The 26,071-nt window shown below is 68.2% G+C and carries 29 protein-coding genes and 1 tRNA gene; 22 read left to right on the top strand and 8 right to left on the bottom strand.

Annotated elements, in window-relative coordinates; all coding sequences use genetic code 11:
* Window positions 1-39: 39 nt before the first annotated feature.
* Window positions 40-984: a hypothetical protein gene (locus ACWAUG_RS05355; protein WP_298037986.1), complete on the bottom strand. Its 945-nt coding sequence runs from the start codon at window positions 982-984 to the stop codon at window positions 40-42.
* A gap of 100 nt (window positions 985-1,084) precedes the next feature.
* On the bottom strand, window positions 1,085-1,777 hold the full coding sequence (locus ACWAUG_RS05350; protein WP_298037987.1) for a phosphocholine cytidylyltransferase family protein: 693 nt from the start codon (window positions 1,775-1,777) through the stop codon (window positions 1,085-1,087).
* Window positions 1,778-2,008: 231 nt separating this feature from the next.
* Between ACWAUG_RS05350 and ACWAUG_RS05345 the strand changes: the two genes are divergently transcribed.
* The 3 genes from ACWAUG_RS05345 to ACWAUG_RS05335 are packed head-to-tail and all read left to right on the top strand — an operon-like array spanning window position 2,009 to window position 5,597.
* Window positions 2,009-3,748, top strand: coding sequence for an ABC transporter ATP-binding protein (locus ACWAUG_RS05345; protein ID WP_366938965.1), 1,740 nt, complete (start codon window positions 2,009-2,011; stop codon window positions 3,746-3,748).
* Window positions 3,724-5,289, top strand: a complete 1,566-nt coding sequence (locus ACWAUG_RS05340; protein ID WP_460801736.1) for a hypothetical protein — start codon at window positions 3,724-3,726, stop codon at window positions 5,287-5,289. The genes ACWAUG_RS05345 and ACWAUG_RS05340 overlap by 25 nt, the downstream gene beginning before the upstream one ends.
* Window positions 5,290-5,330: 41 nt before the next feature.
* A complete protein-coding gene (locus ACWAUG_RS05335) occupies window positions 5,331-5,597 on the top strand; it encodes a DUF3039 domain-containing protein (protein ID WP_298037992.1) in 267 nt (88 codons plus the stop codon).
* A 12-nt stretch (window positions 5,598-5,609) separates the two neighbouring features.
* Here the strand turns inward: ACWAUG_RS05335 and ACWAUG_RS05330 are convergent, their stop codons facing one another.
* Window positions 5,610-6,935, bottom strand: coding sequence for a nicotinate phosphoribosyltransferase (locus ACWAUG_RS05330; protein ID WP_460801734.1), 1,326 nt, complete (start codon window positions 6,933-6,935; stop codon window positions 5,610-5,612).
* 64 nt (window positions 6,936-6,999) lie between these two features.
* On the opposite strand from ACWAUG_RS05330, the gene murI reads away from it, so the two are divergent.
* From murI to ACWAUG_RS05310, 4 genes are all read left to right on the top strand, one after another.
* Window positions 7,000-7,869, top strand: a complete 870-nt coding sequence (gene murI / locus ACWAUG_RS05325) for a glutamate racemase (RefSeq protein WP_460801733.1) — start codon at window positions 7,000-7,002, stop codon at window positions 7,867-7,869.
* A complete protein-coding gene (gene rph, locus ACWAUG_RS05320) occupies window positions 7,862-8,596 on the top strand; it encodes a ribonuclease PH (protein WP_460801731.1) in 735 nt (244 codons plus the stop codon). The genes murI and rph overlap by 8 nt, the downstream gene beginning before the upstream one ends.
* On the top strand, window positions 8,593-9,192 hold the full coding sequence (gene rdgB, locus ACWAUG_RS05315; RefSeq protein WP_298040501.1) for an RdgB/HAM1 family non-canonical purine NTP pyrophosphatase: 600 nt from the start codon (window positions 8,593-8,595) through the stop codon (window positions 9,190-9,192). Before rph ends, rdgB begins: the two co-directional genes overlap by 4 nt.
* A gap of 79 nt (window positions 9,193-9,271) precedes the next feature.
* A complete protein-coding gene (locus tag ACWAUG_RS05310; protein WP_460801729.1) occupies window positions 9,272-10,189 on the top strand; it encodes a cation diffusion facilitator family transporter in 918 nt (305 codons plus the stop codon).
* A 26-nt stretch (window positions 10,190-10,215) separates the two neighbouring features.
* Here ACWAUG_RS05310 and ACWAUG_RS05305 read toward each other — a convergent pair whose 3' ends face one another.
* Complete coding sequence (locus ACWAUG_RS05305) at window positions 10,216-10,869, bottom strand: DedA family protein (RefSeq protein WP_460801727.1); 654 nt, start codon at window positions 10,867-10,869, stop codon at window positions 10,216-10,218.
* A 39-nt stretch (window positions 10,870-10,908) separates the two neighbouring features.
* A tRNA-Leu gene (locus ACWAUG_RS05300) sits at window positions 10,909-10,990 on the bottom strand.
* Between the two features lie 130 nt (window positions 10,991-11,120).
* On the opposite strand from ACWAUG_RS05300, the gene ACWAUG_RS05295 reads away from it, so the two are divergent.
* From ACWAUG_RS05295 to ACWAUG_RS05265, 7 genes are read left to right on the top strand one after another with little or no spacing between them, the layout of a single operon-like run.
* Window positions 11,121-12,263: a CpaF family protein gene (locus ACWAUG_RS05295; protein WP_460801725.1), complete on the top strand. Its 1,143-nt coding sequence runs from the start codon at window positions 11,121-11,123 to the stop codon at window positions 12,261-12,263.
* On the top strand, window positions 12,260-13,123 hold the full coding sequence (locus ACWAUG_RS05290) for a type II secretion system F family protein (RefSeq protein ID WP_460801724.1): 864 nt from the start codon (window positions 12,260-12,262) through the stop codon (window positions 13,121-13,123). The genes ACWAUG_RS05295 and ACWAUG_RS05290 overlap by 4 nt, the downstream gene beginning before the upstream one ends.
* Entirely contained in the window at window positions 13,120-14,058 is a 939-nt protein-coding gene (locus tag ACWAUG_RS05285) for a type II secretion system F family protein (RefSeq protein ID WP_460801722.1), read from the top strand. The genes ACWAUG_RS05290 and ACWAUG_RS05285 overlap by 4 nt, the downstream gene beginning before the upstream one ends.
* Before the next feature lie 32 nt (window positions 14,059-14,090).
* Window positions 14,091-14,288: a hypothetical protein gene (locus ACWAUG_RS05280; protein WP_298040511.1), complete on the top strand. Its 198-nt coding sequence runs from the start codon at window positions 14,091-14,093 to the stop codon at window positions 14,286-14,288.
* Window positions 14,289-14,335: 47 nt separating this feature from the next.
* Entirely contained in the window at window positions 14,336-14,689 is a 354-nt protein-coding gene (locus ACWAUG_RS05275) for a TadE family protein (RefSeq protein WP_298040513.1), read from the top strand.
* Entirely contained in the window at window positions 14,661-15,116 is a 456-nt protein-coding gene (locus ACWAUG_RS05270; RefSeq protein WP_460801721.1) for a TadE family protein, read from the top strand. Before ACWAUG_RS05275 ends, ACWAUG_RS05270 begins: the two co-directional genes overlap by 29 nt.
* Window positions 15,113-15,526, top strand: a complete 414-nt coding sequence (locus tag ACWAUG_RS05265) for a pilus assembly protein TadG-related protein (protein WP_460801719.1) — start codon at window positions 15,113-15,115, stop codon at window positions 15,524-15,526. Before ACWAUG_RS05270 ends, ACWAUG_RS05265 begins: the two co-directional genes overlap by 4 nt.
* Before the next feature lie 4 nt (window positions 15,527-15,530).
* On the opposite strand, the gene ACWAUG_RS05260 is transcribed toward ACWAUG_RS05265, so the two are convergent.
* Window positions 15,531-16,757, bottom strand: a complete 1,227-nt coding sequence (locus ACWAUG_RS05260; protein ID WP_460801803.1) for an MFS transporter — start codon at window positions 16,755-16,757, stop codon at window positions 15,531-15,533.
* Between the two features lie 103 nt (window positions 16,758-16,860).
* Here ACWAUG_RS05260 and prfB point away from each other — a divergent pair, with 103 nt between their 5' ends.
* Genes prfB through smpB form a run of 4 tightly spaced genes read left to right on the top strand, consistent with a single transcriptional unit; the run spans window position 16,861 to window position 20,415 of the window.
* The gene (gene prfB, locus ACWAUG_RS05255; RefSeq protein ID WP_298040517.1) at window positions 16,861-17,973 is read left to right on the top strand and encodes a peptide chain release factor 2; all 1,113 of its coding nucleotides are present in this window, start codon (window positions 16,861-16,863) and stop codon (window positions 17,971-17,973) included.
* Between the two features lie 58 nt (window positions 17,974-18,031).
* Entirely contained in the window at window positions 18,032-18,970 is a 939-nt protein-coding gene (ftsE, locus tag ACWAUG_RS05250; protein WP_298040519.1) for a cell division ATP-binding protein FtsE, read from the top strand.
* Window positions 18,967-19,881, top strand: a complete 915-nt coding sequence (gene ftsX / locus ACWAUG_RS05245; protein ID WP_298040521.1) for a permease-like cell division protein FtsX — start codon at window positions 18,967-18,969, stop codon at window positions 19,879-19,881. The genes ftsE and ftsX overlap by 4 nt, the downstream gene beginning before the upstream one ends.
* A gap of 57 nt (window positions 19,882-19,938) precedes the next feature.
* Window positions 19,939-20,415, top strand: a complete 477-nt coding sequence (gene smpB, locus ACWAUG_RS05240; protein ID WP_298040523.1) for an SsrA-binding protein SmpB — start codon at window positions 19,939-19,941, stop codon at window positions 20,413-20,415.
* 3 nt (window positions 20,416-20,418) lie between these two features.
* On the opposite strand, the gene ACWAUG_RS05235 is transcribed toward smpB, so the two are convergent.
* The gene (locus ACWAUG_RS05235) at window positions 20,419-22,311 is read right to left on the bottom strand and encodes an alpha/beta hydrolase family protein (protein ID WP_460801717.1); all 1,893 of its coding nucleotides are present in this window, start codon (window positions 22,309-22,311) and stop codon (window positions 20,419-20,421) included.
* Between the two features lie 57 nt (window positions 22,312-22,368).
* Complete coding sequence (gene lexA / locus ACWAUG_RS05230; protein WP_298040527.1) at window positions 22,369-23,055, bottom strand: transcriptional repressor LexA; 687 nt, start codon at window positions 23,053-23,055, stop codon at window positions 22,369-22,371.
* Between the two features lie 265 nt (window positions 23,056-23,320).
* On the opposite strand from lexA, the gene ACWAUG_RS05225 reads away from it, so the two are divergent.
* The 4 genes from ACWAUG_RS05225 to hisH are packed head-to-tail and all read left to right on the top strand — an operon-like array spanning window position 23,321 to window position 26,023.
* Entirely contained in the window at window positions 23,321-23,683 is a 363-nt protein-coding gene (locus ACWAUG_RS05225; RefSeq protein ID WP_298040528.1) for a LysM peptidoglycan-binding domain-containing protein, read from the top strand.
* A gap of 20 nt (window positions 23,684-23,703) precedes the next feature.
* Window positions 23,704-24,789: a histidinol-phosphate transaminase gene (locus ACWAUG_RS05220; RefSeq protein ID WP_460801714.1), complete on the top strand. Its 1,086-nt coding sequence runs from the start codon at window positions 23,704-23,706 to the stop codon at window positions 24,787-24,789.
* Window positions 24,786-25,391, top strand: a complete 606-nt coding sequence (hisB, locus tag ACWAUG_RS05215; protein ID WP_298040531.1) for an imidazoleglycerol-phosphate dehydratase HisB — start codon at window positions 24,786-24,788, stop codon at window positions 25,389-25,391. Before ACWAUG_RS05220 ends, hisB begins: the two co-directional genes overlap by 4 nt.
* Entirely contained in the window at window positions 25,388-26,023 is a 636-nt protein-coding gene (gene hisH, locus ACWAUG_RS05210) for an imidazole glycerol phosphate synthase subunit HisH (RefSeq protein WP_460801712.1), read from the top strand. Before hisB ends, hisH begins: the two co-directional genes overlap by 4 nt.
* The last annotated feature ends 48 nt before the right edge of the window (window positions 26,024-26,071 follow it).

Below are 26,071 nucleotides of genomic sequence, written 5' to 3'. Positions count from 1 at the left end.
CTGTTCCGCGCCGCCCCGGTGTGGGCGGGGGAGAACCGCTCAGGAGGCGTCGTCTGTGGAGGAGGAGTCGAGCTCCTTTGGCGTTCGCCGCACCCGCCCGATCTCTCCGGCGCGACGCCCGGCCCACGCTGCCCCGCGGCCGAGGTTCTCCGCAGCTCCGAGGAAGGCACCGCCGACCTGGCGCGCCCCGCGCAGCATCCGCATCTCGATCTTCTGGGCACCCTCGACCGGCTCGAGCGAAGGGGGAAGAACAGCGGGCGCTGCGCCGAAGGCGCGATGAGAGGTCGTCAGTACGCGCCGACCGAGCAGATGGTTGCCCGCTCCGCCGACCGCGGCGCCCACGCCGAAGGGGAGCGCCTTGCCGATGACGGACGCCCCGCCCGAAGCCGCGAAGTGCTTGACGAACCGGGTCTTGAGCTGATCGACGACCGGGCCGACCGCCGCACGCGGCAACGACTTCGTCACCATCTCGCCCCAGTATGACGAGCGGGACGCCCCGCCGCCGGTCGCCTGTTTGGCGAGCTGGCCCACCAGATCGACGCCCTCCTTGCCGAGCATGAGCGTCATCACCAGCGCCCGGGCACGATCCGGATTCTCGATCGCGATGCCGTGCACCTCGGCGACGGACTGCGCGAACAGCGCCGTCGATTCGAGGAACCCCAGCGTCTCCACGCCCGACAGAGCGAGCGTGACACCCGTGCCGATGCCGGGCACGACGGCCGTGGCGCCCACAGCCGCACCACCGGTCGTCACAGCCGCGAGATATCGCCGCTCGAGAATGCGGATGAGACGCTCGGGCGTCGCATCCGGATTGCGCAGACGGATGCTGCGGATATGGGCCAGCACGAGCGGGCGCTGGATCGCCAGAACGCGATCCAGTCCGCGAACCGCAAGAGGATGCTCCTGCGAACCCACGGGAGGCACTCCCTTGTCCCACGGGGCGTCTTCCGGGAGGGAGTGGATCTTGTGCACCTTCTTGGCCATCATCGCGATACTACGGGCGGAAGTCCGGGAAGAAGCAGAAAGCCGCCGGATGCTTCGGGAAGAAGCATCCGGCGGCTTTTGAAGCGGATCAGATCGATGATCAGACGAAGAGGTTCGCTCGCTCGAGGTCCTCGGCGAAGTCGACCTCGACGGCGTAGAGGTCGGAGACGTCCATCGGCTCGAGGAGCAGGCCGTCCTCGGCGATCGCGAGCTCGAGGCCACGCTCGAAGTAGTCCTGGTCGTCGACGCGCTGCAGCTGGCGCATGAACGCCTTCTTGTGCGTCGAGGAGATGTAGTTGATGCCCACGGCCTCGCCGAGACCGCCCGTGACGGTCTTCGACAACTCATTGATGAAGCCCTCGGCCGTGACCGTGTACTTCACCTCTTCGTCGCTGACCTTGGAGGTGTTGACGGTCACGAATGACTGGTCGCGCTCGATGAACTCGATGGCGCGTCCGAGGATGCGCGGGTCGAAGACGACGTCGCCGTTCATCCAGAGCACGCCGCCCTTGCCCGTGGCGCCGAGGGCACGCAGCAGGCTCTTAGAGGTGTTGGTCTCGTCATAGCGCTCGTTGTGCACGTAGTTCGCCGACGGGAAGGCCTCGATGATCGTCTCGGCGCGGTAGCCCACAACAGCTGTGATGCGTGCGTCGCTGCCGAACACGGCACGGATGTTGTCGTGCTGCTGCTGCATGATGCTGCGTCCGTCGCTCAGCTCGGTGAGCGGCTTGGGCAGCGAGCGGCCGAGGCGCGAGCCCATGCCTGCGGCGAGGATGACGGTTTGAAGAGTCACGAATACTCCTAAAAAGTTTCGGTGTTCACGGCCGGTTAATCGACCAGACACTTCTTCGTGCCGCCCTCATGCTAGCGACGGGGGCTGGGAACGACCCGGGGGCGGCCCCTCTGTTGCCATTTCGTGATCAGCTACACACCCGACGCACAGGTGGAGACAACCGACGAACACGCATAGCCAATTGTGTCGATTGGACCGGAGAAAGACCAGGGCCGTTGATACCGTAAGACGGTGACTGCTTCTCCTGATGACCGGATCGAACCTGCCGATGATGTGACGGCGGACACAGCCGAAGCCCCCGCATCCACGGCGAAGAAGACTCAGCCGACGAAGAAGGCGGCGCCCGCGAAGACCGCCGCGAAGACCACGGCGAAGCCGGCTGCGAAGAAGGCTGCGCCGAAGAGCACCGCGTCGACGACGACGGCATCGCGGACCGCGACGAAGAAGACGACGACCAAGAAGACGACGACCGCGAAGACGGCGACCGAGACCGCGGAGCCGGCGAAGAGCACGGCGTCCAAGAGCACGGCGCCCAAGGCGCCCGCGGCGAAGACTGCGGCGGCGAAGAGCGCCGCGGCGAAGACCTCGGCGGCCAAGGCCGCAAGCACCTCCGCCGCGGCGAAGAGCACCGCGGCGAAGACGACCGCAGTCAAGGCCGCTGCCGCGAAGACGGCGACGAAGGCCGCCGCCACCAAGAACACGGCGGCGAAGACGGCCGCGGCGAAGACAGCCGCTGCCAAGATCGCCGCCGCGAAGAAGGCGGAAGAGGCGAAGAAGGCCGCGGACGCCGCGAAGCTCGAGGACGCGAAGCGCGCGGAAGAGGCGAAGCAGGCTGAAGAAGCGAGGCGCGCGGAGGAAGCGAAGCTGGCTGAGGAGGTCGCGAAGGCTGTAGAAACCGCACAGGCGGAAGACATCGCGCACGAGCAGGAATCCTCGACCTCGGAGGAGAAGAAGCCCGCTGCGAAGAAGTCCGGCTCAGGCAAGCGCAAGCAGTCGGTTGCGAAGAAGGCGGCCGATGCTGCTGCCTCGACCGCCGAGGCCGTCATCTCCCCGGCGGAGGACCCCGTCGAGGAGCTCACCGTCGTCGAATCCGACACGACGGCCGTTCTCGACGCGAGCGAGATCGAGGCGAGCACCGAGCTCGACGACATCGAGGCCGCGGCCCAGGCGATCGCGGGCTCCGTGACGGAGACGGCGGATCCGGCATCCGCCTCCGACGCCGTCGTCATCCGCGGCCTCGTGAAGGAGTTCGGAGACCACCGTGCGGTCGACGGCATCGACCTCACCGTGCCCGCAGGATCCTTCTACGGCATCGTCGGGCCCAACGGCGCGGGAAAGACCACCACACTGTCGATCCTTGCCGGGCTCCTGCGCGCCGATGACGGCCAGGTCGTCGTGTGCGGGATCGACCAGAAGGAGGATTCCTTCGGTGCCAAGCGCGTCATGGGCGTCCTGCCCGATCGCCTGCGCACCTTCGACCGTCTGACGGGTCGTCAACTGCTGCGCTATTACGGTCTGCTGCGCAGCCTGAGCGCCGACGTCATCGAGAAGCGCACGGCGGACCTCATCCGCGCCTTCGATCTCGGCGACGCCGTCGGCCGCGTCGTCTCCGACTACTCGGCCGGTATGACCAAGAAGATCATGCTCGCCGGGGCCATGATCCACTCGCCGCGCGTGCTCGTGCTCGACGAGCCGTTCGAAGCGGTCGACCCGGTCTCCTCGGCGGTCATCCTCGACATCCTGCGCGCCTACGTCGCGCACGGCGGAACCGTCATCCTCTCCAGCCATGGCATGGACCTCGTCGAGCGGGTCTGCTCGCGTGTGGCGATCATCGTCGACGGAGAGGTCCTGGCGGAGGGAACGGTCGACGAGGTCCGTGCGGGCCAGACGCTCGAGTCGCGCTTCGTGGAGCTGTCGGGCGGCATCGGAGAGGTGGAGGGGCTGGAATGGCTGCACACGTTCTCCGACTGAGGCTCGCCCTCATGCTCGGCGCCCTGCGGGGCGACCGAGCGGTGCGCACCGTCATCGGCATGCTGGCTCTGATCGCCGCGACCATCGCCGTCTGCATCGCTCTGTTGAGCCTCGCCGATGCGCCGGTATCGGTCGCGCGGACCGTGATCGTGCTCGGAGGCGCCGCGGCGCTGCTGGGCTTCCTCATCGGCCCGGTGCTCACCGGAACCCAGGATCAGCTCGATCCGCGAAAGTTCGGGATCTTCGGCGTCGATGTGAAGCAGATGCCGTGGATCCTGGCGCTGGGCTCGCTCGTGAGCGTGCCGTCGTTCGCGCTCCTCGCCGTGGCCGTCTGCCTGGCGATCGTGCTGACGGAGCTCGGTGCGCCGGCGCCTGTCGCCGTTCTCGTCGCCATCGTGGGCTTCCTCTCGTCCGCTATCGCCGCCCGCATCGGTATGGCGCTCAACGCGCTGCTTCTGCCGGGCCGTCGCTCGCGGGAGCTGACCACGCTGTTCGTTCTCGCGGTCGTCGTGATCGCATTCCCCGTGGCCGTATTCCTCGCCTCCCTCGAATGGGACGGACGGGTTCCGGATGCCGTCGACCGGGTGACCGAGACCATCGGGTTCACCCCGTTGGGGGCGATTCCCTCGTTCCCGCTCGCGATCGCCGAGGGCGATACGGCGGGCGCATGGGGCGCCGGGATCGTCGCGCTCGTCACGCTCGGTGCGCTGTGGATGCTGTGGAACCTGCTCGTGCAGCGCCTGCTCACCATGACCGAGCGCCCCGCGACATCGCGTGAGCGGACCGGTCTCGGCTGGTACGGGGTCCTGCCCTCGAACGCCTTCGGCGCGATCGCCGCACGCAGCCTCGTCTACTGGCTGCGCGATCGGCGCTACATCGTGAACTTCGTCATCGTGCCGATCGCCGGTGTGCTCACGGTCTTCCCGCTGCTCGTCGCCGGTGTCCCGCTGTACATCGCCGCTCTCGTGCCGGTGCCCGTCATGGCACTCTTCTTCGGCTGGCTGCCGCACAACGACGTCGCCTACGACTCCACGGCTCTGTGGCTTCACGTGGCCAGTGGTGTGCGGGGCCTCGCCGACCGGCTCGGACGCCTCGTGCCGATCGCCCTCGTCGCGCTTCCCGTGCTCGCCGTCGCAGTCCCGTTGACGCTGGCGCTCATCGAGAGCTGGTATCTGCTGATGCCGCTGATCGGTCTGGCCTCGAGCCTGTTCCTCACCGGCCTCGGCTGCTCCAGCATCCTCTCGGTCGTCTCGCCCTATGCGGTCTCGCGTCCGGGGGACAGCCCCTTCCAGCAGCCGCAGCGCGCTGCATCGCGCGGCGGCTACGGGCCGGCGATCACGTTCCTCGGCTCGCTGATCTTCAGCGCGCCGACGATCTGGCTGTTCATCCTGACGGTCATCGAGGACGGCGTCTTCAACCCGCTGACGTTCTGGGTGGGAATCGGAACCGGTGTGCTCGTCCTCGCCGCGGGCGCCGTCATCGGCGGCCGGATCTACGATCGCAGCGGCGAACGGCTGATGGAGTTCGTCGAGACGGCGTGAACCGCCGCCCTGTGGTGTCTACGGGCGGATAGACTCAGCGCATGAGCACTCCGTTGGACAGCCCCGATCAGGGCGGCATCGCAACCCTCGATCGCGAACTTGAAGAACTCCTCAAAGAGGAGAACATCGAGCCCGGTGACCACGAGCGCTTCAGCCACTACGTCAAGAAGGACAAGATCCTCGAGTCCGCGATCAGCGGGCGCCCGGTTCGCGCGCTGTGCGGCAAGAAGTGGACGCCGGGACGCGACCCCGAGAAGTTCCCCATCTGCCCGACGTGCAAGGAGATCTACGAGTCGATGGTCGGCTGACGCCGACTCGCATCACTCCTGATCGAGGTAGACCGTCGGGATCGCCGGGTCGGATTTGCTGAGCGCGAGGGCGCGGACGGGCAGCTCTTCGCGGACGCGGAGGTGGTGCTCCCGAGCGGATGCCGTTCCGGCCGCGCCCTCGTAGGCGGCGTCGATGTTGCCGTTGTCGACCAGCACGACCTGCAGAGCCCGGGAATCCGGGTGCTCTGCTGACGTGCCGAGCGCTTCGAAGCCATCCGAGACGACGATGGTCTCGGCCGTCGCCGTGCCTTCGACAAGCGTGCGGAACGCGGCCTTGCGTCCGCCCTGCGAACCCTTGTCTGCGGATTTCTTCGCCACGGCGACCCATCCGCCCGCGGCATCCTGTCGTGCGACGATCTTGTAGACCATGCTCGCCGTAGGGTAGCCGGACCCGGTGACCACCGAGGTGCCGACGCCGTAGGCGTCGACCGGCGAGGCCGCCAGCGCCGCGATCGCGTACTCGTCGAGGTCGCTCGTGACGGTGATCTTCGTGCCGGTGGCGCCGAGCTCGTCGAGCTGCGTGCGCACGGCTGCGGCGACCGTGGGCAGATCGCCCGAGTCGAGCCGCACGCCGCCGAGCGAGGTGCCGGCGACGCGGATCGCGGTCTCGACGCCGCGAGCGATGTCATAGGTGTCGACGAGCAGGGTGGTGTCGATGCCGAGGCTGGCCACCTGCGAGCGGAAGGCCTCCTCCTCGCTGTCGTGCAGCAGCGTCCATGCGTGCGCCGCGGTGCCCATCGTGGGGATGCCCCACTGCCGTCCGGCCTCGAGGTTGCTCGTTGCGCCGAAACCGGCGATGTAGGCGGCGCGGGCCGCGGCGACGGCCGAGCGCTCGGCGGCGCGGCGCGAGCCCATCTCGGCGAGCGGGCGCTCGCCGGCGGCGATGCTCATGCGGGATGCCGCGGTCGCCACCGCCGAGTCGTGGTTCAGCACGCTCAGGGCGAGGGTCTCGAGCACGACGGCGTCGGCGAAGGAGCCCTCGACGGTGAGGATGGGGGAGCCGGGGAAGTACAGCTCGCCCTCGCGGTACCCGCGGATCGTGCCGGTGAACCGGTAGTCCTCGAGGTAGCGGAGGGTCTCGGCGTCGACGATGCCGCCGTCGCTGAGGAAGCGAAGCTCGTCCTCTCCGAAGCGGAAGTCGCGCAGCATCGTCAGCAGGCGCCCGGTGCCGGCGACGACGCCGAAGCGGCGGCCGCCGGAGAGCCGGCGCGAGAACAGCTCGAAGACGCTCGGACGCGAGGCTGTGCCATCGCGCAGGGCGGCGCCGAGCATCGTGAGTTCGTATTGATCGGTGAGCAGCGCCGTCGACGAGGTCATGTGCTCAGCCTAGTGAGCGCGTGGCGGGTCTCGTGACATCGCGCGGAGGGTAGGCTGGTGAGTCATGAACGAGGCACCGATCGGCATCTTCGACTCCGGTGTCGGCGGACTCACGGTCGCTCGGGCGATCCGCGCACAGCTGCCGCAGGAGTCTCTCGTCTACATCGGCGACTCCCAGCATTCCCCCTACGGCCCGAAGCCGATCGCCGATGTGCGGCGCTACGCGCTCGAGGTGCTCGACACCCTGGTCGACCAGGGCGTGAAGATGCTGGTGATCGCCTGCAACACGGCATCCGCGGCCATGCTGCGCGATGCGCGCGAGCGCTACGACGTCCCCGTCGTCGAGGTCATCGGCCCCGCCGTGCGCCGCGCGGTCTCGACGACCCGTAATGGGCGCGTCGGCGTGATCGGCACGATCGGCACGATCGCCTCGCGCGCCTACCAGGACATGCTCGAGGTCGATGAGCGCCTGCAGGTCTTCACCGCGGCATGCCCGCGCTTCGTCGAGTTCGTCGAGGCCGGGATCACCGGAACCCCGGAGGTCATCGCCGTCGCCGAGGAGTATCTGGCACCTCTTCGCGAGGCCGACGTCGACACGCTCGTGCTCGGGTGCACGCACTATCCCTTCCTGCGCGGTGCGATCAGCTACGTCATGGGCGAGGGCGTGTCGTTGGTCTCCAGCGACGACGAGACCGCCGGCGACGTGTTCCGACAGCTTCTGCGCGGCGATCTGCTCGCCCCGCCGGATGCCAAGGCCTCCTATGTGTATGAGGCGACCGGCGAGTCGACCGAGGAGTTCACAGCCCTCGCCAACCGGCTCATGGGATCCGAGATCCGCGACGTGCAGCACGTGCAGACCGGCGTCATCACGCTCCCCGACCTTTCCGAGCTGGCCGCGGCCGGCATCACCGACCTGAAGGAAGTCCATGACTGACATCGTCCGCTCCGACGGCCGCTCCATCGATCAGCTGCGCGAGATCACGATCGAGCGCGGCTGGAGCGCCCACGCGGAGGGCTCGGCGCTCATTAGCTTCGGCGGGACGAAGGTGCTGTGCACGGCATCCTTCACCAATGGCGTCCCGCGCTGGCTGACCGGCAAGGGCAAGGGCTGGGTCACCGCCGAGTACTCCATGCTTCCCCGCGCGACCAACAGCCGCAACGACCGCGAGAGCGTCAAGGGCAAGATCGGCGGACGCACCCACGAGATCTCCCGGCTCATCGGCCGGGCACTCCGCGCCGTCGTCGACACGAAGGCGCTCGGCGAGAACACGCTCGTCATCGACTGCGACGTGCTGCAGGCCGATGGCGGCACCCGAACCGCGGCGATCACCGGCGCCTATGTCGCACTGGCCGATGCGATCGAGTGGGGCCGCAACAAGAAGTTCATCGGCAAGAACGCCACCCCGCTGATCGATTCGGTCGCCGCGGTCTCGGTCGGAATCATCGACGGCGAGCCCATGCTCGATCTCGCCTATGTCGAGGACGTCCGTGCCGAGACCGACATGAACGTCGTCGTCACCGGGCGCGGCCTGTTCGTCGAGGTGCAGGGCACCGCCGAGGGCGCGCCCTTCGACAAGCGCGAGCTCGACGCGCTGCTCGAGCTCGGCGTCAACGGCTGCGCCGATCTGAAGGCCCACCAGCTGAAGGCGCTCGAGGCATGACGACGAAGGTCGTCCTCGCCACGCACAACCCGCACAAGGTCAGCGAGTTCCAGCAGATCGTCGCGCTGACCCGCCCCGACCTCGAGGTCATCGGCTACGACGGCCCCGAGCCGGTCGAGGACGGCGTCTCCTTCGCCGAGAACGCCCTCATCAAAGCACGCGCCGCGGCCGCCCACACGGGGCTGGCGGCCTTCGCCGACGACTCCGGCATCTGCGTCGACGTGCTCGGCGGCTCGCCGGGCATCTTCTCGGCCTACTGGGCCGGGCAGAAGAAGGACGCCGCAGCGAACCTCGAACTGCTGCTCGACCAGCTCGCCGACATCGCCGATCCGCATCGCGCGGCGCAGTTCATCTCGACAATCGCGCTCGTGACGCCGGAGGGCGCCGAGCACACCGTCGCCGGCGTCTGGCCGGGACGCCTCGCCACGGCACCGGCCGGGGGTCACGGCTTCGGCTACGACCCGATCTTCATCCCGGACGGCCAGACCGCCGGCGATGAGCGCACCGCGGCGGAGCTGTCGGACGAGGAGAAGCAGTCGCAGTCGCACCGGGCGCGCGCCTTCGAAGCGTTCGTGCCGCTGCTGAAGACGCTCTGACGCGCTATTGAGAATCATCACCGTTCCCGACTGGCCCATCACGGCCTTCGGGACCGGTGAGGTCGCCTAGCCTGGAGGCATGCACGATCACGATCCGGCTGGGGGAATCCGCTCGTTCAGCAATCGCCGACTGCTGACGATCTCCCTCTGTCTGACGGCGACGGTCATGATCGTCCAGGTCGTGGGCGCCGTGTTGACGGGATCACTGGCGCTTCTCGCCGATGCCGCCCACATGTTCACGGATGCCTCGGCCCTGGTCATCGCCCTGATCGCGAGCACGGTCGCAGCGCGTCCCGCGGATGACCGGCGCACCTTCGGCTACCAGCGCGCGGAGGTCTTCGGCGCACTCATCAACGCGATCATCCTCATCGTCCTCGCGGCGACGGTCGGAGTGGAGGGCGTGCGACGGCTCATCGAACCGGCCGAGACGGAGGTCGCCGGCCCCCTCATGCTGGTCGTCGCGATCATCGGTCTGATCGCGAACATGATCGCCATGTGGCTGCTCAGCGCCGCGCAGAAGACGAACATCAACGTGCGCGGCGCATATCTCGAGGTGCTCGGCGACATGATCGGCTCCGCCGCGGTCATCGTCGCCGCTGTCGTGATCGTCGTGACGGGATGGATGCCGGCGGATGCCATCGCCTCACTCTTCATCGCGGTGATGATCATCCCGCGCGCGGTCTCGCTGCTGCGCGAGGTCTTCTCGGTGCTCGCGGAGTCCGCTCCGAAGGACACCCATGTCGGCGAGATCCGCGATCACCTGCAGGGGATCCACGGCGTCACCGGGGTGCATGATGTGCACGTGTGGCAGCTGACCCGCGGCGCACCGGTGTTCACCGCCCACGTGGGAGTCGATCCGGAGGTGTTCGCCGCCGGCCGCGCCGGGGATCTCCTCGAAGAGCTCCAGGCCTGCCTCAGCGACCATTTCGACGTCGAGCATTCTACCTTCCAGCTCGAGCCCGATGGTCGGGCGGAGTGCACCGAGACGCACGCCTGATGTGGGCGGTGCGCTGGAGCCCGTCGCTAGGCGCGGGCGGCTCTGCGGCGCTCGAGAAGGTAATGGATGCCCGTGACGATCACGGTTCCGAGTACGACCGCGAGCAGGATCAGGTCGATGTAGCGGGTGACGAGATCGGCGACCGTGGGGATGAATGCGATCGCGTAGCCGAGCAGCGTCAGCCCGTAGCCCCACAGCACCGCGCCGATCGCGTTGTAGAGCGAGTATCGCTTCCACGGCATATGTCCGACGCCCGCGGCGACCGGGGCGAAGGTGCGCACGATCGGGACGAATCGGGCCAGGACGATCGTCAGGCCTCCGAAGCGCTCGAAGAACGCATTGGTGCGGTCGACGTTCGCCCGGGAGAATATGCCGGAGTCCTTGCGTTCGAATATCGCCGGCCCGCCCTTGTGCCCGATGAGGTATCCGACCTCGCCTCCGATGAATGCAGACACGGCGATGGCGGATGCCACGATCCAGATGCTCACATGGAACACGTCGTTCGTGTGCGTGAGGAGCCCTGAGATGACCAGGAGCGTATCGCCGGGCAGGAGGAAGCCGATGAGCAGACCCGTCTCGGCGAAGATGATCAGGCAGACGACCAGCAGTGCCCATCCTCCCGCCGAGGAGATGATGCTCTCCGGGCTCAGCCAGTCCGGGAGGAACGCGATCTGGTGCATGCAAGCCCGTCGGGGATGGAATCGGATACAGCGGAACAGTGCGGAAGGTGGGACTTGAACCCACACGCCCAGAGGCACAGGAACCTAAATCCTGCGTGTCTACCGATTTCACCACTCCCGCATGGTGGTTCCAGTCTACGGGGCGCCGGGTCACTCGCGAGCGGACCTCGCGGATGAGCGGTCTGCGAATCTCCGCGGGGACCTGTGGATAACTTTTCCGGCAGTCCGCGGGGATTTGCAATGATTCCGGTGTGAGCCAGCCCGCCCTCGTCGTCGCCGAACGTGTTCGGCGACGACTGCGCACCGAGCGCACCGACCCCTCCCTCGCGCCCGAGGAAGCACGGCGGATCGCTCAGGCGGAAGTGCGACGGCACAACGATCTCGCATTGTCGCGTGGGGACGCGATGATCGAGGACGAGTCCGCCTGCGTCCGGGATGTGCTGGCATCAGTGGGTGGGTTCGGGCCCCTTCAACCGCTCCTCGACGATCCCACGGTCGAGGAGATCTGGTTGAACGGGCCCGAACACGTCTTCGTCGCACGGGGCGGGAAGTCCGAGCGGGTCCCGCTACGGCTCACCGACGCCGGCGTGCGCGATCTCGTCGAGCGGATGTTGCAGTCCACCGGACGCCGCGTCGACATCAGCCAGCCCTTCGTCGACGCGAGCCTGCCCGACGGATCCCGCCTGCACGTGGCGATCGCGGACGTCGTCCGCGGAGCGTGGGCCGTCAACATCAGGAAGTTCCTCCCCGTGCACCGCTCCCTCGAAGCGCTCGTCGCCCGGCGCTCGCTGCCTCAGCACGTCGCCGACCTGCTGAAGGAAGCGATGCATGCGGGCCGCAGCGTCATCGTTTCCGGCGCGACGCACGCCGGCAAGACGACTCTGCTCGGCGCCCTCTTGGACTCGTGCGCCGAGACGCAGCGCATCATCACGGTCGAGGAGACGTTCGAACTCGCGGTGCAGGGCACGGACGTCGTCGCCCTGCAGGGGCGCCAGGCCAGCCTCGAGGGCACCGGGGAGATAACCCTGCGCCGCCTCGTGAAAGAGGCGCTGCGCATGCGGCCCGATCGCATCGTCGTCGGAGAGGTGCGCGACGCCGAAGCCCTCGACCTGGTCCTCGCACTCAACACCGGTGTACCCGGTTCCGGCACCATCCACGCGAACTCCGCCGCTGAGGCGCTCGAGAAGCTGACACTGCTCCCACTGCTCGCCGGGCGCAACATCGACCGGTCCTTCATCGCTCCCGCCGTCGCGGCGTCCGTCTCGATGATCGTGCACTGCGAGCAGGATGCGGACGGAAGTCGTCGGGTCGCCGAAGTCGTCGCGCCGACCGGCGAGATCATCGACGGGCGTCTGCGTACGCGCAGCCTCTACCGTGCGGAACCTCGGCGATGACCCTGCTCATGGGGGCGCTCCTGGCCTCCGGGGTGCTGCTGTGCGCCTCCCCTTGGCTGTGGCCCGCGCGCGAGCGGCACAGAGCCGAACCCGGAATCCGTGAGGGCGCCCTCGCCCGACTGCTCGATGAGGCAGGGCTCTCATCGACCGCTCCGCGCACGGTCATCGCGATCATGATCGCCGCAGCCCTGGTCGCGGCATCCGTCGTCTGGCTGATCACCGTGATCCCCGTGCTCGCGGCGCTCGCAGCACTCGCCGCCGCGGTGACGCCGATCGTCTACCTGCGCTCCCGGCGCCTGCGCCTGCGGAAGGCCCGCCGCCAGCTCTGGCCGGACGTCTGCGATCTGCTCATCGCCTCGATCCGCGTCGGACTCTCCCTGCCGGATGCCGTCGCGAGCCTCGCCGAATCCGCCCCCGCCATGGTCCGCCCGGCGTTCGTCGTCTTCGCCCGCGACCTGCACCAGACCGGACGATTCGAGACGAGCATCGACCGTTTGAAGGCCGCGCTCGCCGATCCCATCGCCGACCGCATCGTCGAAGCTCTGAAGATGACCCGCCAGGTCGGCGGCACCGAGCTCACGTCGGTGCTGAGAGCGCTGTCCTCCTCCGTGCGCGCCGATGCGGCGCTGCGCGGCGAAGTCGAGGCGCGCCAGTCCTGGATCCGCGGCGCCGCCGTGCTCGGCGTCGTCGCACCGTGGGTGATCCTCCTGCTCCTGGTCATGCGCCCCGAAGGCGCCCAGGCCTATGCGAGCGCACAGGGCGTCGCGGTGATCTGCGCCGGGGCTGCTGTCTCGGTGATCGCCTTCCGCATCATGGTGCGCATCGGACGGCTCCCCGAACCGCGACGGTGGTTCGCATGAACGTGCTGACGGATGCCGCGACCGCGGTCCTCTGGGGCGGGCTGCTCGGTACCGGCATCCTGGGCGTGCTCACCGCGCTGCCGCGATGGTCGGCGGCGCCGCTCACCGACCGCATCGCGCCCTATGTGCGCGATGCGGTCGCCGATGCCGATCTTCCCGCAGCGGCTCTTCCGCGGGTCGGCGTGCTGCCCGCGGCGGCCACCGGCGCTCGCGAGCGTCTGCGCGCCCTGCTCCTGGGCGGATTCGGCGACAGCACCGCGCTCTCCCTGCGCTTGGCGCAGGCGGGCGCCACCGAGGAGCCGGTCCGCTTCCGCGCCCGCCAATTGAGCTGGGCGGTCGCCGGATTCGGGCTCGGCAGCGCCCTGGTCGTCGTGCTCGCCGTGTCCGGGCGGCTCACGGCGCCGGCCGCCGTGCTGCCCGTCGTCCTCGGTGCCGTCGGGGCGATCGGCGTCGACATGCTCCTGACGGCCCGCGTCACCGCCCGCCGGACGCGGATCGCCGAGGAGCTGCCCACGACGCTCGAATTCCTGGCGCTGTGCCTGTCGGCGGGCGAGAGCTTCCTTGATGCGTTGCGCCGCGTGGCATCCACGGGCTCGGGCGAGCTCACCCAAGAGCTGCGACTCGTCGTCCTCGCCGTCGGCACCGGATCCCCGCTCGCCGATGCCCTGACCGAGATGTCCGCCCGGTTGCGGGTGGACATCATCTCGCGGGCGACGGACCAGATCATCGCGGCGCTCGAGCACGGCGCGCCCCTCGCCGGCGTCCTCACCGCGCAGGCCTCGGACGCACGCGAAGACGCCAAGCGCGCACTCATCGAGCAGGCCGGGCGGCGCGAGATCACCATGATGCTTCCGCTCGTGTTCCTGATCCTGCCGCTGTCCGTGCTGTTCGCGGTGTATCCGGGGCTTTTCATCCTGAGACTCGGCCTCGGCTGAGCATTGACCATTTCCCTCACGAGGAGCAGACCATGACACGAATCACCCGATGGTGGCACGCCCTGGCCGATGGCGCCGATGCGCTCGCCGACGACGAGTCCGGAGACGTCCCCGGGTGGGTTCTGGTCACACTGATGACCGCCGGTCTCGTCGTGCTCATCTGGGCCGTCGCCGGTCCTGCGTTGACCGGGCTGTTCGAACAGGCCATCTCCCGGGTCTCCGGAATCTGACGGTGCCGCGGCGGAGATGGTGGCGCGAGGAACGCGGGTCTAGTCCGGTGGATTTCATTCTCGTCGGCTCCCTTCTGACGGTGCTGACGCTGGCGATTCTGCAGCTGGGGCTGGCCATGTACGTTCGCAACGTCGTGCACGACGCAGCCGTCGAGGGCGCGCATCACGCGGCGCTGGCCGATACGAGCCTGATCGACGGCGCCGAGCGCACCCGTGACGTCATCACACGGTCCATCGGCGCCGCCTTCGCGGAGGACATCTCCGTCGCCCGCAGTGACCGGCTGGGCTACCCGACAGCGTCGGTCACCGTGCGAACCCGGTTGCCGATCATCGGCCTGCTGGGCGTGCCCTACGCGATGGAGGTGGAAGCGGATGCCCCGATGGAGAGTCTGGGCGAATGATGAGGACGGATCGGCCGCCGTCGAGTTCATCACCGCCGGTGTCATCCTCCTCGTCCCCTTCATCTACCTGATCATCACCCTCGGCGCCATGCAGCAGAGTCTGCTGGGCGTGGAGGCCGCCGCACGGCACACCGCCCGGGTGATCGGGCAGGCGGAGGATGCGCCCAGCGCTGCGACCCGCGGCGATGCCGTGATCGCGAGCATCATCGACGAATACCAGCTCGAGGCCGAGCGCGTGCAGATCGCCATGCACTGCGTGCCGAGCGGCATCGAGTGCCCATCGACCGGTGCGACCGTTGTGGTGACGGTCTCCACCCGCGTCTCGCTGCCCTTCGTGCCGGCGGTGTTCGGCCTCGACGAGGCCACGAGCATCCCGCTCGAGGCGGTCGCCGCGCAGAAGGTCTCCCGGCTGTGGGGCACGCAGTGATCGAGCGATCCGATGAGGACGGCAGCATCCTACCCCTGCTTCTGGGCTATATCGTCCTCGCGATCGCCGTGGTCTTCGTGTGCACCTGCGCGACCGACCTGTACCTGCATCAGAAGAGACTGGACTCCCTGGCGGATGCGGCGGCGCTCGCCGGAGCCGACGGGTTCACCCTCGTCGTCGAGGAGGACGCGGTGCGCGCCGAACTCACCGATTCGGGGGTGCGCGAGCAGGCGGCGGCGATCGTCGACGCGGTCTCCTCCGGGGCCTGGGTGGTCGCGGCATCCGCCCCGGATGGGGTCACCGCACGGGTGACGCTCGCCGTCGACTGGCATCCGCCGCTGTTCTCGGCGTTCGTCCCCGACGGCGTCGCGCTGGAATCGACCGCGACGAGCCGGACCGCGCTGCGCTGAGGCGTCAGTCCTCGGAGCGCCCGGGAGGAGGGCTGAAGCGGGGGATCCACCGGACGAACCCCGCGGCGCCGAGAAGCCCGATCAGGCCCACGACACCGGAGGCGATCGACAGCGAGGCCATCGCGGTCACTCCGGAGACGATGAGGGGCGCGATGGCGCCGCCGGCATCCGTCAGCGTGCGCCACGAGCCGAGGAAGGCCGCAGGATGCCGTTTCGGGGCGACATCCGCGCCGAGGGTGAGCAGGATGCCGCTGGAGAGGCCGTTGCCGACGCCGAGCACCGCCGCCAGCATCCCGAACCAGAGGACGGCGCTGTCGCCGTCGTGAGTGAAGGCGAGGGCGAGGAACCCGGTGCCCATCAGCACCATGGCCGGCATCGCCGCCCACAGACGACCGAAGCGGTCCATCACCTGACCACTGGCGTAGAAGAGCGCGAAGTCGATCGCTCCGGAGACGCCCACCACGAGCGCGATGGTCTGCGCATCGAGCCCGAGCGAGATGCCCCACAGCGGGAGCACGACCTGACGGGCCGAGCGCACCGCCGACAGGCAGGCCGCCGCGGCGCCGAGCCGGCCGAGGACCCCGCGATGGCGCCACATGGTTCGCAGCACCCCGGTTCGCTCGAGCGTCGGGATCGATCCGGTCACGGCCTCTCCGGTGTCTTCCGCGAGCGCGGATGAAACCGGGATCTCCGGGTTGGTGCGTTCGGGGTCCGGGCCGAGGAGGACGAGCGCGACCATCGCCGCGAGGCAGAGGAGGAAGAACCAGATCGCCGCATGCTCGTCTCCGAAGATCTGCAGCAGCGCCGCCGTGACGAAGGGGCCGATGAAGATGCCGAGGCGGAAGCTGCCGCCCAGCAGCGACAGCGAACGGGCGCGGAACGCCAACGGCACCCGGGTCGTCATGAACGCGTGCCGGGCGAGGCCGAAGGCCGCGGCGCAGAACCCGAGGACGAAAACGGCGACGGCGAACACCGCGATGACCGGGGCGAGAGCCATCCCGATGACCGCGACCATGGAGATGATGCCGGCGACCACCATCGTGAACCGCTCGCCGATGCGCGCGACCGCCCAACCGGCGGGGATGTTCCCGCACAGCTGTCCGACGACGAGAGCCGAGGCGACGAGAGCAGCGGATGCGACATCCGCGCCCATGTTCGCCGCGATCACCGGGATCAGGGGGAGGACCGCCCCCTCGCCGAGGGAGAAGAGCACGGTGGGCAGGTACACCATCGGACCGAACTGGCGCAGGACCCTCGACGCATTGCTCACCCGGCCCACGCTACCGCGCGGTCGTACAGCGGATGCCCGGAGATCCGCGGTAGGCTGAACTGCCATGCTCGAACTCGATCTCTCCGCCGACATCCAGGCGCTCAAGCACACCTTCGGCGACATCCGTGAGGTCGTCGATGTTCCGCGACTCACCGCCGACATCGCCCGTCTCAGCGAGGAAGCGGGCGCGCCCGACCTCTGGGACGACCCCGAAAAGGCTCAGAAGGTGACGAGCGCGCTCAGCCACCGCCAGTCCGAGCTCAAGCGCGTCACCGACATCGAGCGCCGTCTCGACGACCTCGATGTGCTCATCGAGCTCGCCAACGAGATGGAGGACGAGGACTCCGCCGCCGAGGCGCGCGCCGAACTCGCCGCTCTCACCGAGGTCATCAACAACCTCGAGGTGCAGACCCTCCTCGACGGCGAGTACGACGATCGCAGCGCGATCATCACGATCCGCTCGGGCGCCGGCGGCGATGACGCCACAGACTTCGCCGAGATCCTCATGCGCATGTACCTGCGCTGGGCCGAGCACCACAAGTACCCCACCAAGGTCATGGACATCTCGTACGCCGAAGGCGCCGGAATCAAGTCCGCCACCTTCGAGGTCGACGCGCCGTACGCCTTCGGCACGCTCTCGGTCGAAGCCGGCACGCACCGCCTCGCGCGCATCAGCCCGTTCGGCTCCGCGGACAAGCGCCAGACCAGCTTCGCGGCCGTCGAGGTCATTCCTCTCATGGAGGAGGCCACCGAGGTCGAGATCCCCGAGAACGACATCCGGGTCGATGTCTTCCGCTCCTCCGGACCCGGCGGTCAGTCGGTCAACACCACCGACTCCGCCGTGCGCCTGACGCACCTGCCGACCGGCATCGTCGTGTCGATGCAGAACGAGAAGTCGCAGATCCAGAACCGTGCGGCCGCCATGCGCGTCCTCCAGACCCGGCTGCTCCTGCTGCAGAAGGAAGAAGAGGCCGCGAAGAAGAAGGAGCTCGCCGGAAACATCACGGCGAGCTGGGGCGATCAGATGCGCTCCTACTTCCTCTACGGCCAGCAGCTCGTCAAGGACCTGCGCACGGGCCACGAGCACGGCAACCCCGCCGCTGTCTTCGATGGTGCGCTGGACGACTTCATCTCCGCCGGAATCCGCTGGCGCAAGCGTCGCGACGACGACGACTGATTCGCCCTGGGGTGTCGCTCGCCGCTGCGCGGGCACGCCCGCTTAGGCTCGATACGCCATGATTCGGTTCGAGAACGTCACCAAGCGCTACCGCGGGACGAAGAGACCGGCCCTCTCCGGGGTCGACTTCGAGATCCAGCGGGGCGAATTCGTCTTCCTCGTCGGTGCGTCAGGTTCGGGTAAATCCTCCTGCCTCCGGCTCATCCTCCGCGAAGATGTGCCCACGTCGGGGCGGGTCGCCGTCCTCGGGCGCGATCTGCGATCGCTCGCGAATCGCAAGGTGCCGTACTTCCGACGCAACATCGGCTCGGTCTTCCAGGATTTCCGGCTTCTGCCGTCCAAGACGGTCTTCCAGAACGTCGCCTTCACCCTGCAGGTGACCGGTTCCTCGCGCGGGTTCATCTCGCAGGCGGTGCCGGAGGCTCTCGCGCTTGTCGGGCTCGCGGGCAAGGAGAAGCGGATGCCGCATGAGCTCTCCGGCGGTGAGCAGCAGCGCGTCGCGATCGCCCGTGCCCTCGTCAACCGGCCGCAGCTGCTGCTCGCGGACGAGCCGACCGGAAACCTCGACCCCGCGACGTCCGTCGACATCATGCAGCTGCTCGCCCGCATCAACGCCGGCGGGACGACCGTGGTCATGGCGACTCACGAAGCGGCCTTCGTCGACCAGATGCAGCGCCGCGTCATCGAGCTCAAGCACGGTGAGATGGTGCGCGATGAGACCCATGGCGGCTACGGCGACCGCTCGATGATCCCTCGGCTCGTCCCGGAGCAGGAGCGCGGTGCCGCAGCGACGGCCGCTCTCAGCGCCGTGCAGGAGGTGCAGCGCGAGACCGAGACGCTCGAGCCGCTCACAGCCGAGCGCATCGCCGAGATGAACAGGACTCCCAGCACGCATCCGATCGTGCTCCCCGAGGTCGACGTCGCCGAGCTGGGCGTTGCCGATCGCCTGGGGCTGGCCGATGCTGCCGGAGAAGACGAAGTGGGGCCGACCTCATGAGAGCGGGACTGATTCTCATGGAGGCCCTCGGGGGTCTTCGACGCAACATCTCGATGGTGATCTCCGTCGTGCTCGTGACATTCGTCTCGCTCACGTTCGTTGGCGCCGCGATCCTCATGCAGGGGCAGATCAGCACGATGCGCGCCTACTGGACCGAGCGCGCGCAGGTATCGATCTCGATGTGCTCGACGGTGTCGAGCGGGGAGACCTGCCTGGACGGCGCGGCCACCGACGATCAGGTCGAGCAGGTCCGCGCCGAGCTCGAGGGCGATGCGCTCGGCTCCCTCATCAGCAACGTCCGCTTCGAGGACCGATCCGAGGCCTACGCGAACATCACCGAGTTGCTCGGTGAGGAGCAGGCCGGGATCCTCACCGAGGAGCAGGTGTCCGAGAGCTTCTATGTGACGCTCAAGGACCCGGAGCAATCCCAGGTGATCGTCGAGGCGTTCGCCGGCATCAACGGCGTCGAAGACGTCAGTGACCAGCTGCAGTACCTCGACCCGCTGTTCTCCGCGCTGACCGTGGCGACCTACATCGCCGTCGGAATCGCCGTGCTCATGCTGATCGCAGCGATTCTCCTGATCGCGACGACCATTCGACTTTCGGCCTATGCGCGGCGCAAAGAGATCGGCATCATGCGTCTGGTCGGAGCATCCAACCGCTTCATCCAGACCCCCTTCGTGCTCGAAGGCGTGTTCGCCGCATTCCTCGGATCCGCCCTCGCGAGCGCCGCGATCATCGCCGGCATGCACTTCGGCGTCGACGGATACCTCCGGGGGCGCGTCCCCTTCATCACGACATGGGTGTCGATGCAGGACGCGGTCATCGTCGTGCCGATCCTCATGGGTATCGGCATCGTGCTGGCGGCGCTGTCCGCGGGCTTCGCGATCCGCCGGTGGCTGCGCACGTAGCATCCGCCCTGTTATAGGGTTGAGGGCTGGCTGTACGACGGAAAACAGGAGAGCATCATGCCCAGGGAACGCGGGGAGAAGGTCATCGCGACCAATCGTCGCGCACGTCACGACTACACCATCGAGAAGTCGTACGAGGCGGGAATGGTGCTCACCGGCACCGAGGTCAAATCACTGCGTCAGGGGCGCGCGAATCTCTCCGATGGATACGCCTTCATCAAGGGCAACGAGATCTTCCTCGATTCCGTGCACATCCCGGAGTACTCGCAGGGGCACTGGACGAACCACTCCGCCAAGCGGGTGCGCAAACTCCTCATGCACCGCGAGGAGATCCAGAAGCTGGAGCACGCGGTGCAGGCCGGCGGTTACACTCTCGTCCCGATGAAGCTCTACTTCTCCGATGGACGCGCCAAGGTCGAGATCGCACTCGCGAAGGGCAAGCGAGAGTACGACAAGCGCCAGACGCTGCGCGAGCGGCAGGACACCCGCGAGGCCGAGCGCGCCATGCGGCTGCGCAACCGCATGGGGGAGTGAAGCTCACAACTCCGGTGTGAACCCGAACACCCGACCGAGGAACGTCAGTTCGCGCTCCATGGAGTCGACGACAGTCTCGGCACGACGGAAGCCGTGCCCCTCGCCGGGGTAGAGCACGTACTCGTGGTCGATGTCGCGTTCGGCGAGCGCATCGCGGATCGCCTCGGACTGCGAAGCCGGCACGACCCGGTCGTCCGCGCCCTGCAGCAGCAGCACGGGCACATCGATACGATCGGCGTGCGTGAGTGGGGATCGGTCGATGTAGAGCTGCTCGGCCTGCGGAAGCGGACCGACAAGGCCCGAGATGTAGTGCTTCTCGAAGTCGTGGCTGTCTTCGGCCAGCATACGCAGATCGGCCACCCCGTACCGGCTGATCCCGGCGGCGAAGACCCCGCCGCGCACGAGTGCCGACAGCACCGTCCATCCGCCCGCGGAGCCGCCGCGGATCGCGATCCGGTCGGGATCGGCAAGACCCGCTTCAGCGAGTCCCCGTGCCGCGGCGAGCACGTCGTCGACATCCGCGATGCCCCACTGGCCGTCGAGGCGCTCCCGGTAGGCGCGGCCGTAACCGGTTGAGCCGCCGTAGTTCACGTCGAGGACACCGATGCCCCGGCTCGTGTAGTAGGCGAACGCGGCGGACGCCGCACCCGAGACGTGGGCAGTGGGCCCGCCATGTACGAAGACGATGTATGGCGGAAGGTCGCCGCTAGGTGCGGATGCCTCAGGGTTAGCCGGCGCGTAGTCGAACGCGTGCACGGGACCGTTCGGTCCGGCGAAGGTGCGGGCGATGGCCGGCGGCATCCACGCCGGATCCGCGGGCGAGCCCCCGGCGATCGTCGTGACCTCGCCGGAGTCGACATCGACGGACCATACGCCGGCGCGAGCGGAGGCGCCGCCGCCGGAGAGCAGTACGCGCGTTCCATCCGCGTGGTCCACGCTCACGTGCCCGGTGGCGGGGACCTCGAGTGCGCGGATCGAGCCATCGCTGGCGATCACCACGACCTCGTCCGCGCCGTTGGTGCGCACAGCGACGATGCGGTCGTCCGCGAGCCGCTGGTACCAGCGGTTTCCAAGAACCCAGAGGCCATAACCGGTATCGGCATCGGCGGGCGCGATCATCCGCGCGGGGCCTGCGGCGCCGGTGGCATCGATCGCCACTCGATGAAGGCTCCATCGCGCCGGGCCGTCGATGCCGTTCCCGATGATCGGCCGGTCGTCGAGATAGACGACCTCGTCATCGTCGATCCAGGTCGGCTGCAGCGCGGCGCGGGTACCGATGGAGAAGGTCTCGTCGGACTCGAGAGACCGCACGCGCAGTGAGGCCCGCTGCCACGGCATCTGGAGGCCGCTCCACTCGACGTAGGCGATGCGCCGCCCATCGGATGAGAGCGCGGGGTGCGCGAAGAACGATCGACCCTCGGCGATGATGCGGAGAGCGCCGGGGTTCTCGGACGCCGACCCGTCCGTCGGGATCTCGATGATGCCCCGTCGATGGGGGTCCCGCGAGAGATCCTCGCGCACCGCGAACAGTCGTCCCTGTTGCCAGACCAGCCCGCCGTGATGGGGTCCGGGCGCGGTGAGCGGCATCGGCGAATCACCCGTCGTCAGGCTCATGACCTGCTGCGTGGTCGCCTCGACGAAGAACAGCGTGCCATCGGAGGAGGCGGTCCATGCCCCGCCGCCGTACTCGTGCACGCGGGATCGCGCGCTCCACGGCGCGGGCAGGATCTCGCAACCGTTCGAGCTGCGAACGCTCATCCGTCCGCCCTCGGACGGAACGGACTCGCCCCACCAGATCTCACCGGCGACGAAGCGCGACCCGTCGAGCTTGGGCGATGCCGCGGCGATATCGGCGGCGTGGAAGGGTGAGGACCAGGTTCCGTACGGCTGAGGCATGACACGAGCCTAGGCCGGACCGCCGACACCCGCTCGGAGAGCGGGGCCGGTGAGCGGTCAGACGGCTCGCATCACCGCGACGACCTTGCCGAGGACGACCGCGTCATCGCCGAGGATCGGCTCGAAGGAGGAGTTCCTGGGCAGGAGCCAGGTGTGGCCGTCGCGCTGTCGGAAGGTCTTCACCGTCGCCTCGCCGTCGAGCATCGCCGCCACGATCTCGCCGTTCTCGGCGGTCGACTGGGTGCGCACGACGACCCAGTCGCCGTCGCAGATCGCCGCGTCGATCATCGACTCCCCGGAGACCTTGAGCATGAAGAGGTCGCCCTTGCCCACGAGTTGGCGGGGGAGGGGGAAGATCTCCTCGACCTGCTGGTCCGCCGTGATCGGGACGCCTGCGGCGATGCGCCCGACCAGGGGCACCATGGCAGCGTCGCCGACGGGGGTCGAGGCATCCGCCGGATTCTCGCCGCTCTGACCGGGGAGATCGATCAGGACCTCCATCGCACGGGTCTTTCCGGGATCGCGGCGCAGGTACCCGCTCAGCTCGAGCTGGCCGAGCTGATGGGTGACGCTCGAGAGCGACTTGAGGCCGACGGCGTCGCCGATCTCGCGCATGCTCGGCGGGTAGCCGTTCGTCGCGATCGAGGACTGGATGACTTCGAGGATCGCCATCTGCTTGGCACTGAGACTCTTGCGACGACGGGTGCGTCCGGCCTCGGGGTCGGGGACGGCGATGTCGCTCATGCATGCTCCTTGGTGCGCGGTTCCGGCGGTGCTCTTCGAATGTCTGCGGCCCGTGGTGGGGTCTCGTTATCGAGAACCGTAGCGGAGATTCGCCCCGATTCGGAATATCTGTTCGAGCGTGTCCTCGAATCGGATGCCGGGTTTTCGAATAATCCTTGACATCCATTCGAATTCGAAGATAAGTTCGGAACGTAGCTTCGCATTCACCGCTCCCGGCCGAGCGGTGAATGCGAACACTGCGTCCACAGGCAGAGGAGACAAACTCATGAGCAGCACCAGCATCAGTGCCCCGGTCATCAGCCCCGTGCGCGCGACGACGCGGCTGCGTCTGACCGCGCGCGGCCGAGCTGTGCTGCTCGGGCTCGCCGCAGTTCCGCTGGCGGCCGTCGTTGGTCTCGTCGCGCTCAGCGGGGGCTCGGCGCTCGCCTCGGGTGAGTCCTCGCCGGCGACGGGGTTCGAGATGGTGACGATCCTGCCGGGCGATACCCTGTGGTCGGTGGCCGAGTCCGTGGCGCCGGGTGTCGACCCGCGTATCGTGATCGATGAGATCCAGCGTCTGAATGTCCGCAGCAACGGGGCGGTCCAGGTCGGCGAGCGGATCGCGATTCCCGCGCAGTACTCGAATTGATCTCCCCGTAGCATGGAAGGGTGACTGCTTCACTCGACGACCTGCCCCTCCGCGACGATCTTCGCGGACTCACCCCCTACGGTGCTCCGCAGGCCCCGCTGCCTGTCGCGCTGAACGTCAACGAGAACACGCATCCGGTTCCTGACGCGGTTGCGAGTGAAATCCTCGATGACATCGCCGTCGCTCTGCGTGATGTCAACCGCTACCCCGACCGCGAGTTCACGGCGCTGCGCGAGGCATTCGCCGGATACCTCGGGCATGGCCTGGATGCTGCGCAGATCTGGGCGGGCAACGGCTCCAACGAGGTGCTCCAGCACATAATGCAGGCCTTCGGCGGCCCCGATCGCACGGTGTTCGGTTTCGGGCCGACCTACTCGATGTACCCGTTGCTGGCTCAAGGAACGGGCGCCCGCTGGGTCGCGGGGGAGCGGCGCGATGATTACACCATCACGCCGGAAGAGGCCGCCGCGCAGGTCGAGATGCACGATCCCGACATCGTGCTGCTGTGCCGTCCGAACAACCCGACGGGAACCCCGCTCGGCCTCGACGTCGTCGAGGCCGTCTATGCGGCATCCCGTGGCGTCGTCGTCGTCGACGAGGCGTACTGGGAATTCGCGTCGCGTGACGCCGTCTCGGCGCTGAGCCTCCTGGAGGGGCGTCCCCGCCTCGCGATCTCGCGCACGATGAGCAAGGCATTCGCCTTCGCCGGTGCCCGGGTGGGGTACCTCGCCGCAGACCCCGCCTTCATCGATGCGCTTCGCCTCGTGCGCCTGCCCTACCACCTCAGCGCCCTCACGCAGGCGGCCGCGGTCGCCGCGCTGCGCAATGCCGACACCATGCTCGGGATGGTCGATGAGATCGTCCAGCAGCGCGATCGCATCACGGCGACGCTCGAGGCGCTGGGTTACCGGCCGCACGAGTCCTGGTCGAACTTCGTGCTCTTCGGCGGGGTGGAGCACCCGAGGGCGACGTTCCAGGCGCTGTACGATCGGGGCGTCCTCGTCCGTGATGTCGGCATCCCGAACCACCTGCGCGTGACGGCGGGCACCGAGGCCGAGACGACGGCGTTCCTCGACGCGCTGGCGTCGGTAGAATCAGCCTCATGAGTGCTTCCCGTATCGCGACCCGCGGCCGACACACCTCCGAGTCGACCGTCGAGGTCACCGTCAACCTTGACGGCACCGGCCGCAGCGACATCGACACCTCGGTGCCCTTCTTCGATCACATGCTGACGGCGTTCGCGAAGCATTCGCTCACGGACCTCACGGTCCGCGCCACGGGAGATACCCACATCGATGCCCACCACACGGTGGAGGACACCGCGATCGTGCTGGGGCAGGCGATCCGCGAGGCCCTCGGCGACAAATCGGGAATCTCCCGCTACGGAGATGCCCTCGTCCCGCTGGACGAGGCGCTCGCCCAGGCCGTCGTCGACATCAGCGGACGTCCCTTCCTCGTGCACTCCGGCGAGCCCGCAGGCTTCGAGATGCACCTGATCGGCGGACACTTCACCGGCTCGCTCGTGCGCCACGTCTTCGAGGCGCTGACGTTCCACGCGGGGTTGACCGTGCACGTGCGCGTTCTCGGCGGTCGCGACCCGCACCACATCGCCGAGGCCGAGTTCAAGGCCTTCGCCCGCGCGTTCCGTCAGGCGAAGGCTCTGGACCCGCTGGTCGAGGGCATCCCCTCGACCAAGGGAGCCCTGTGACCCGCCGCCCGACCGTCGTGGTCTACGACTACGACTCGGGGAACGTCCATTCAGCGGTCAAGGCATTGATCGCCGCAGGCGCGGATGCGGTCCTCACGGGCGACCGCACCGCTGCGCTCGAAGCCGATGGGCTGTTCGTCCCCGGCGTCGGAGCGTTCGCGGCCGTGCGCGAGGCTCTCATCGCGAAGGGCGGCGACGAGATCATCGAGCGGCGTCTGGCGGGAGGGCGCAAGGTCCTCGGCGTCTGCGTCGGCATGCAGGTGATGTTCGAGCACGGCGTGGAGCGCGGCCAGGACGTCGCCGGTCTCGGCGAATGGCCGGGGGCCGTCACCGAGCTCAACGCGCCGGTGCTGCCGCACATGGGCTGGAACACGGTGACCCCGGATGCCGGCAGCATCCTGTTCCGCGGCCTGGAGGAGGAGCGCTTCTACTTCGTGCACTCCTACGCGGCGCAAAAGTGGGAGCTCGACGTCATCCCGCCGTTCCCGAAGCCTCAGCTCACCTGGACGACGTACGGAGACCCGTTCCTCGCCGCGGTCGAGAACGGTCCGCTGTCGGCGACCCAGTTCCACCCGGAGAAGTCCGGTGCGGCGGGCATCCGTCTTCTCAAGAACTGGGTCGACAGCCTCTGAGCCGAGGTGGCGGTCTCAATGAGTCGTCGCCGTTTTGAACCCTGAACC

The sequence above is a fragment of the Microbacterium sp. GXF6406 genome, assembly GCF_054798215.1.
Note: the sequence above shows the minus strand (reverse complement) of the source record. Positions and strands in the feature narration are given on the sequence as shown.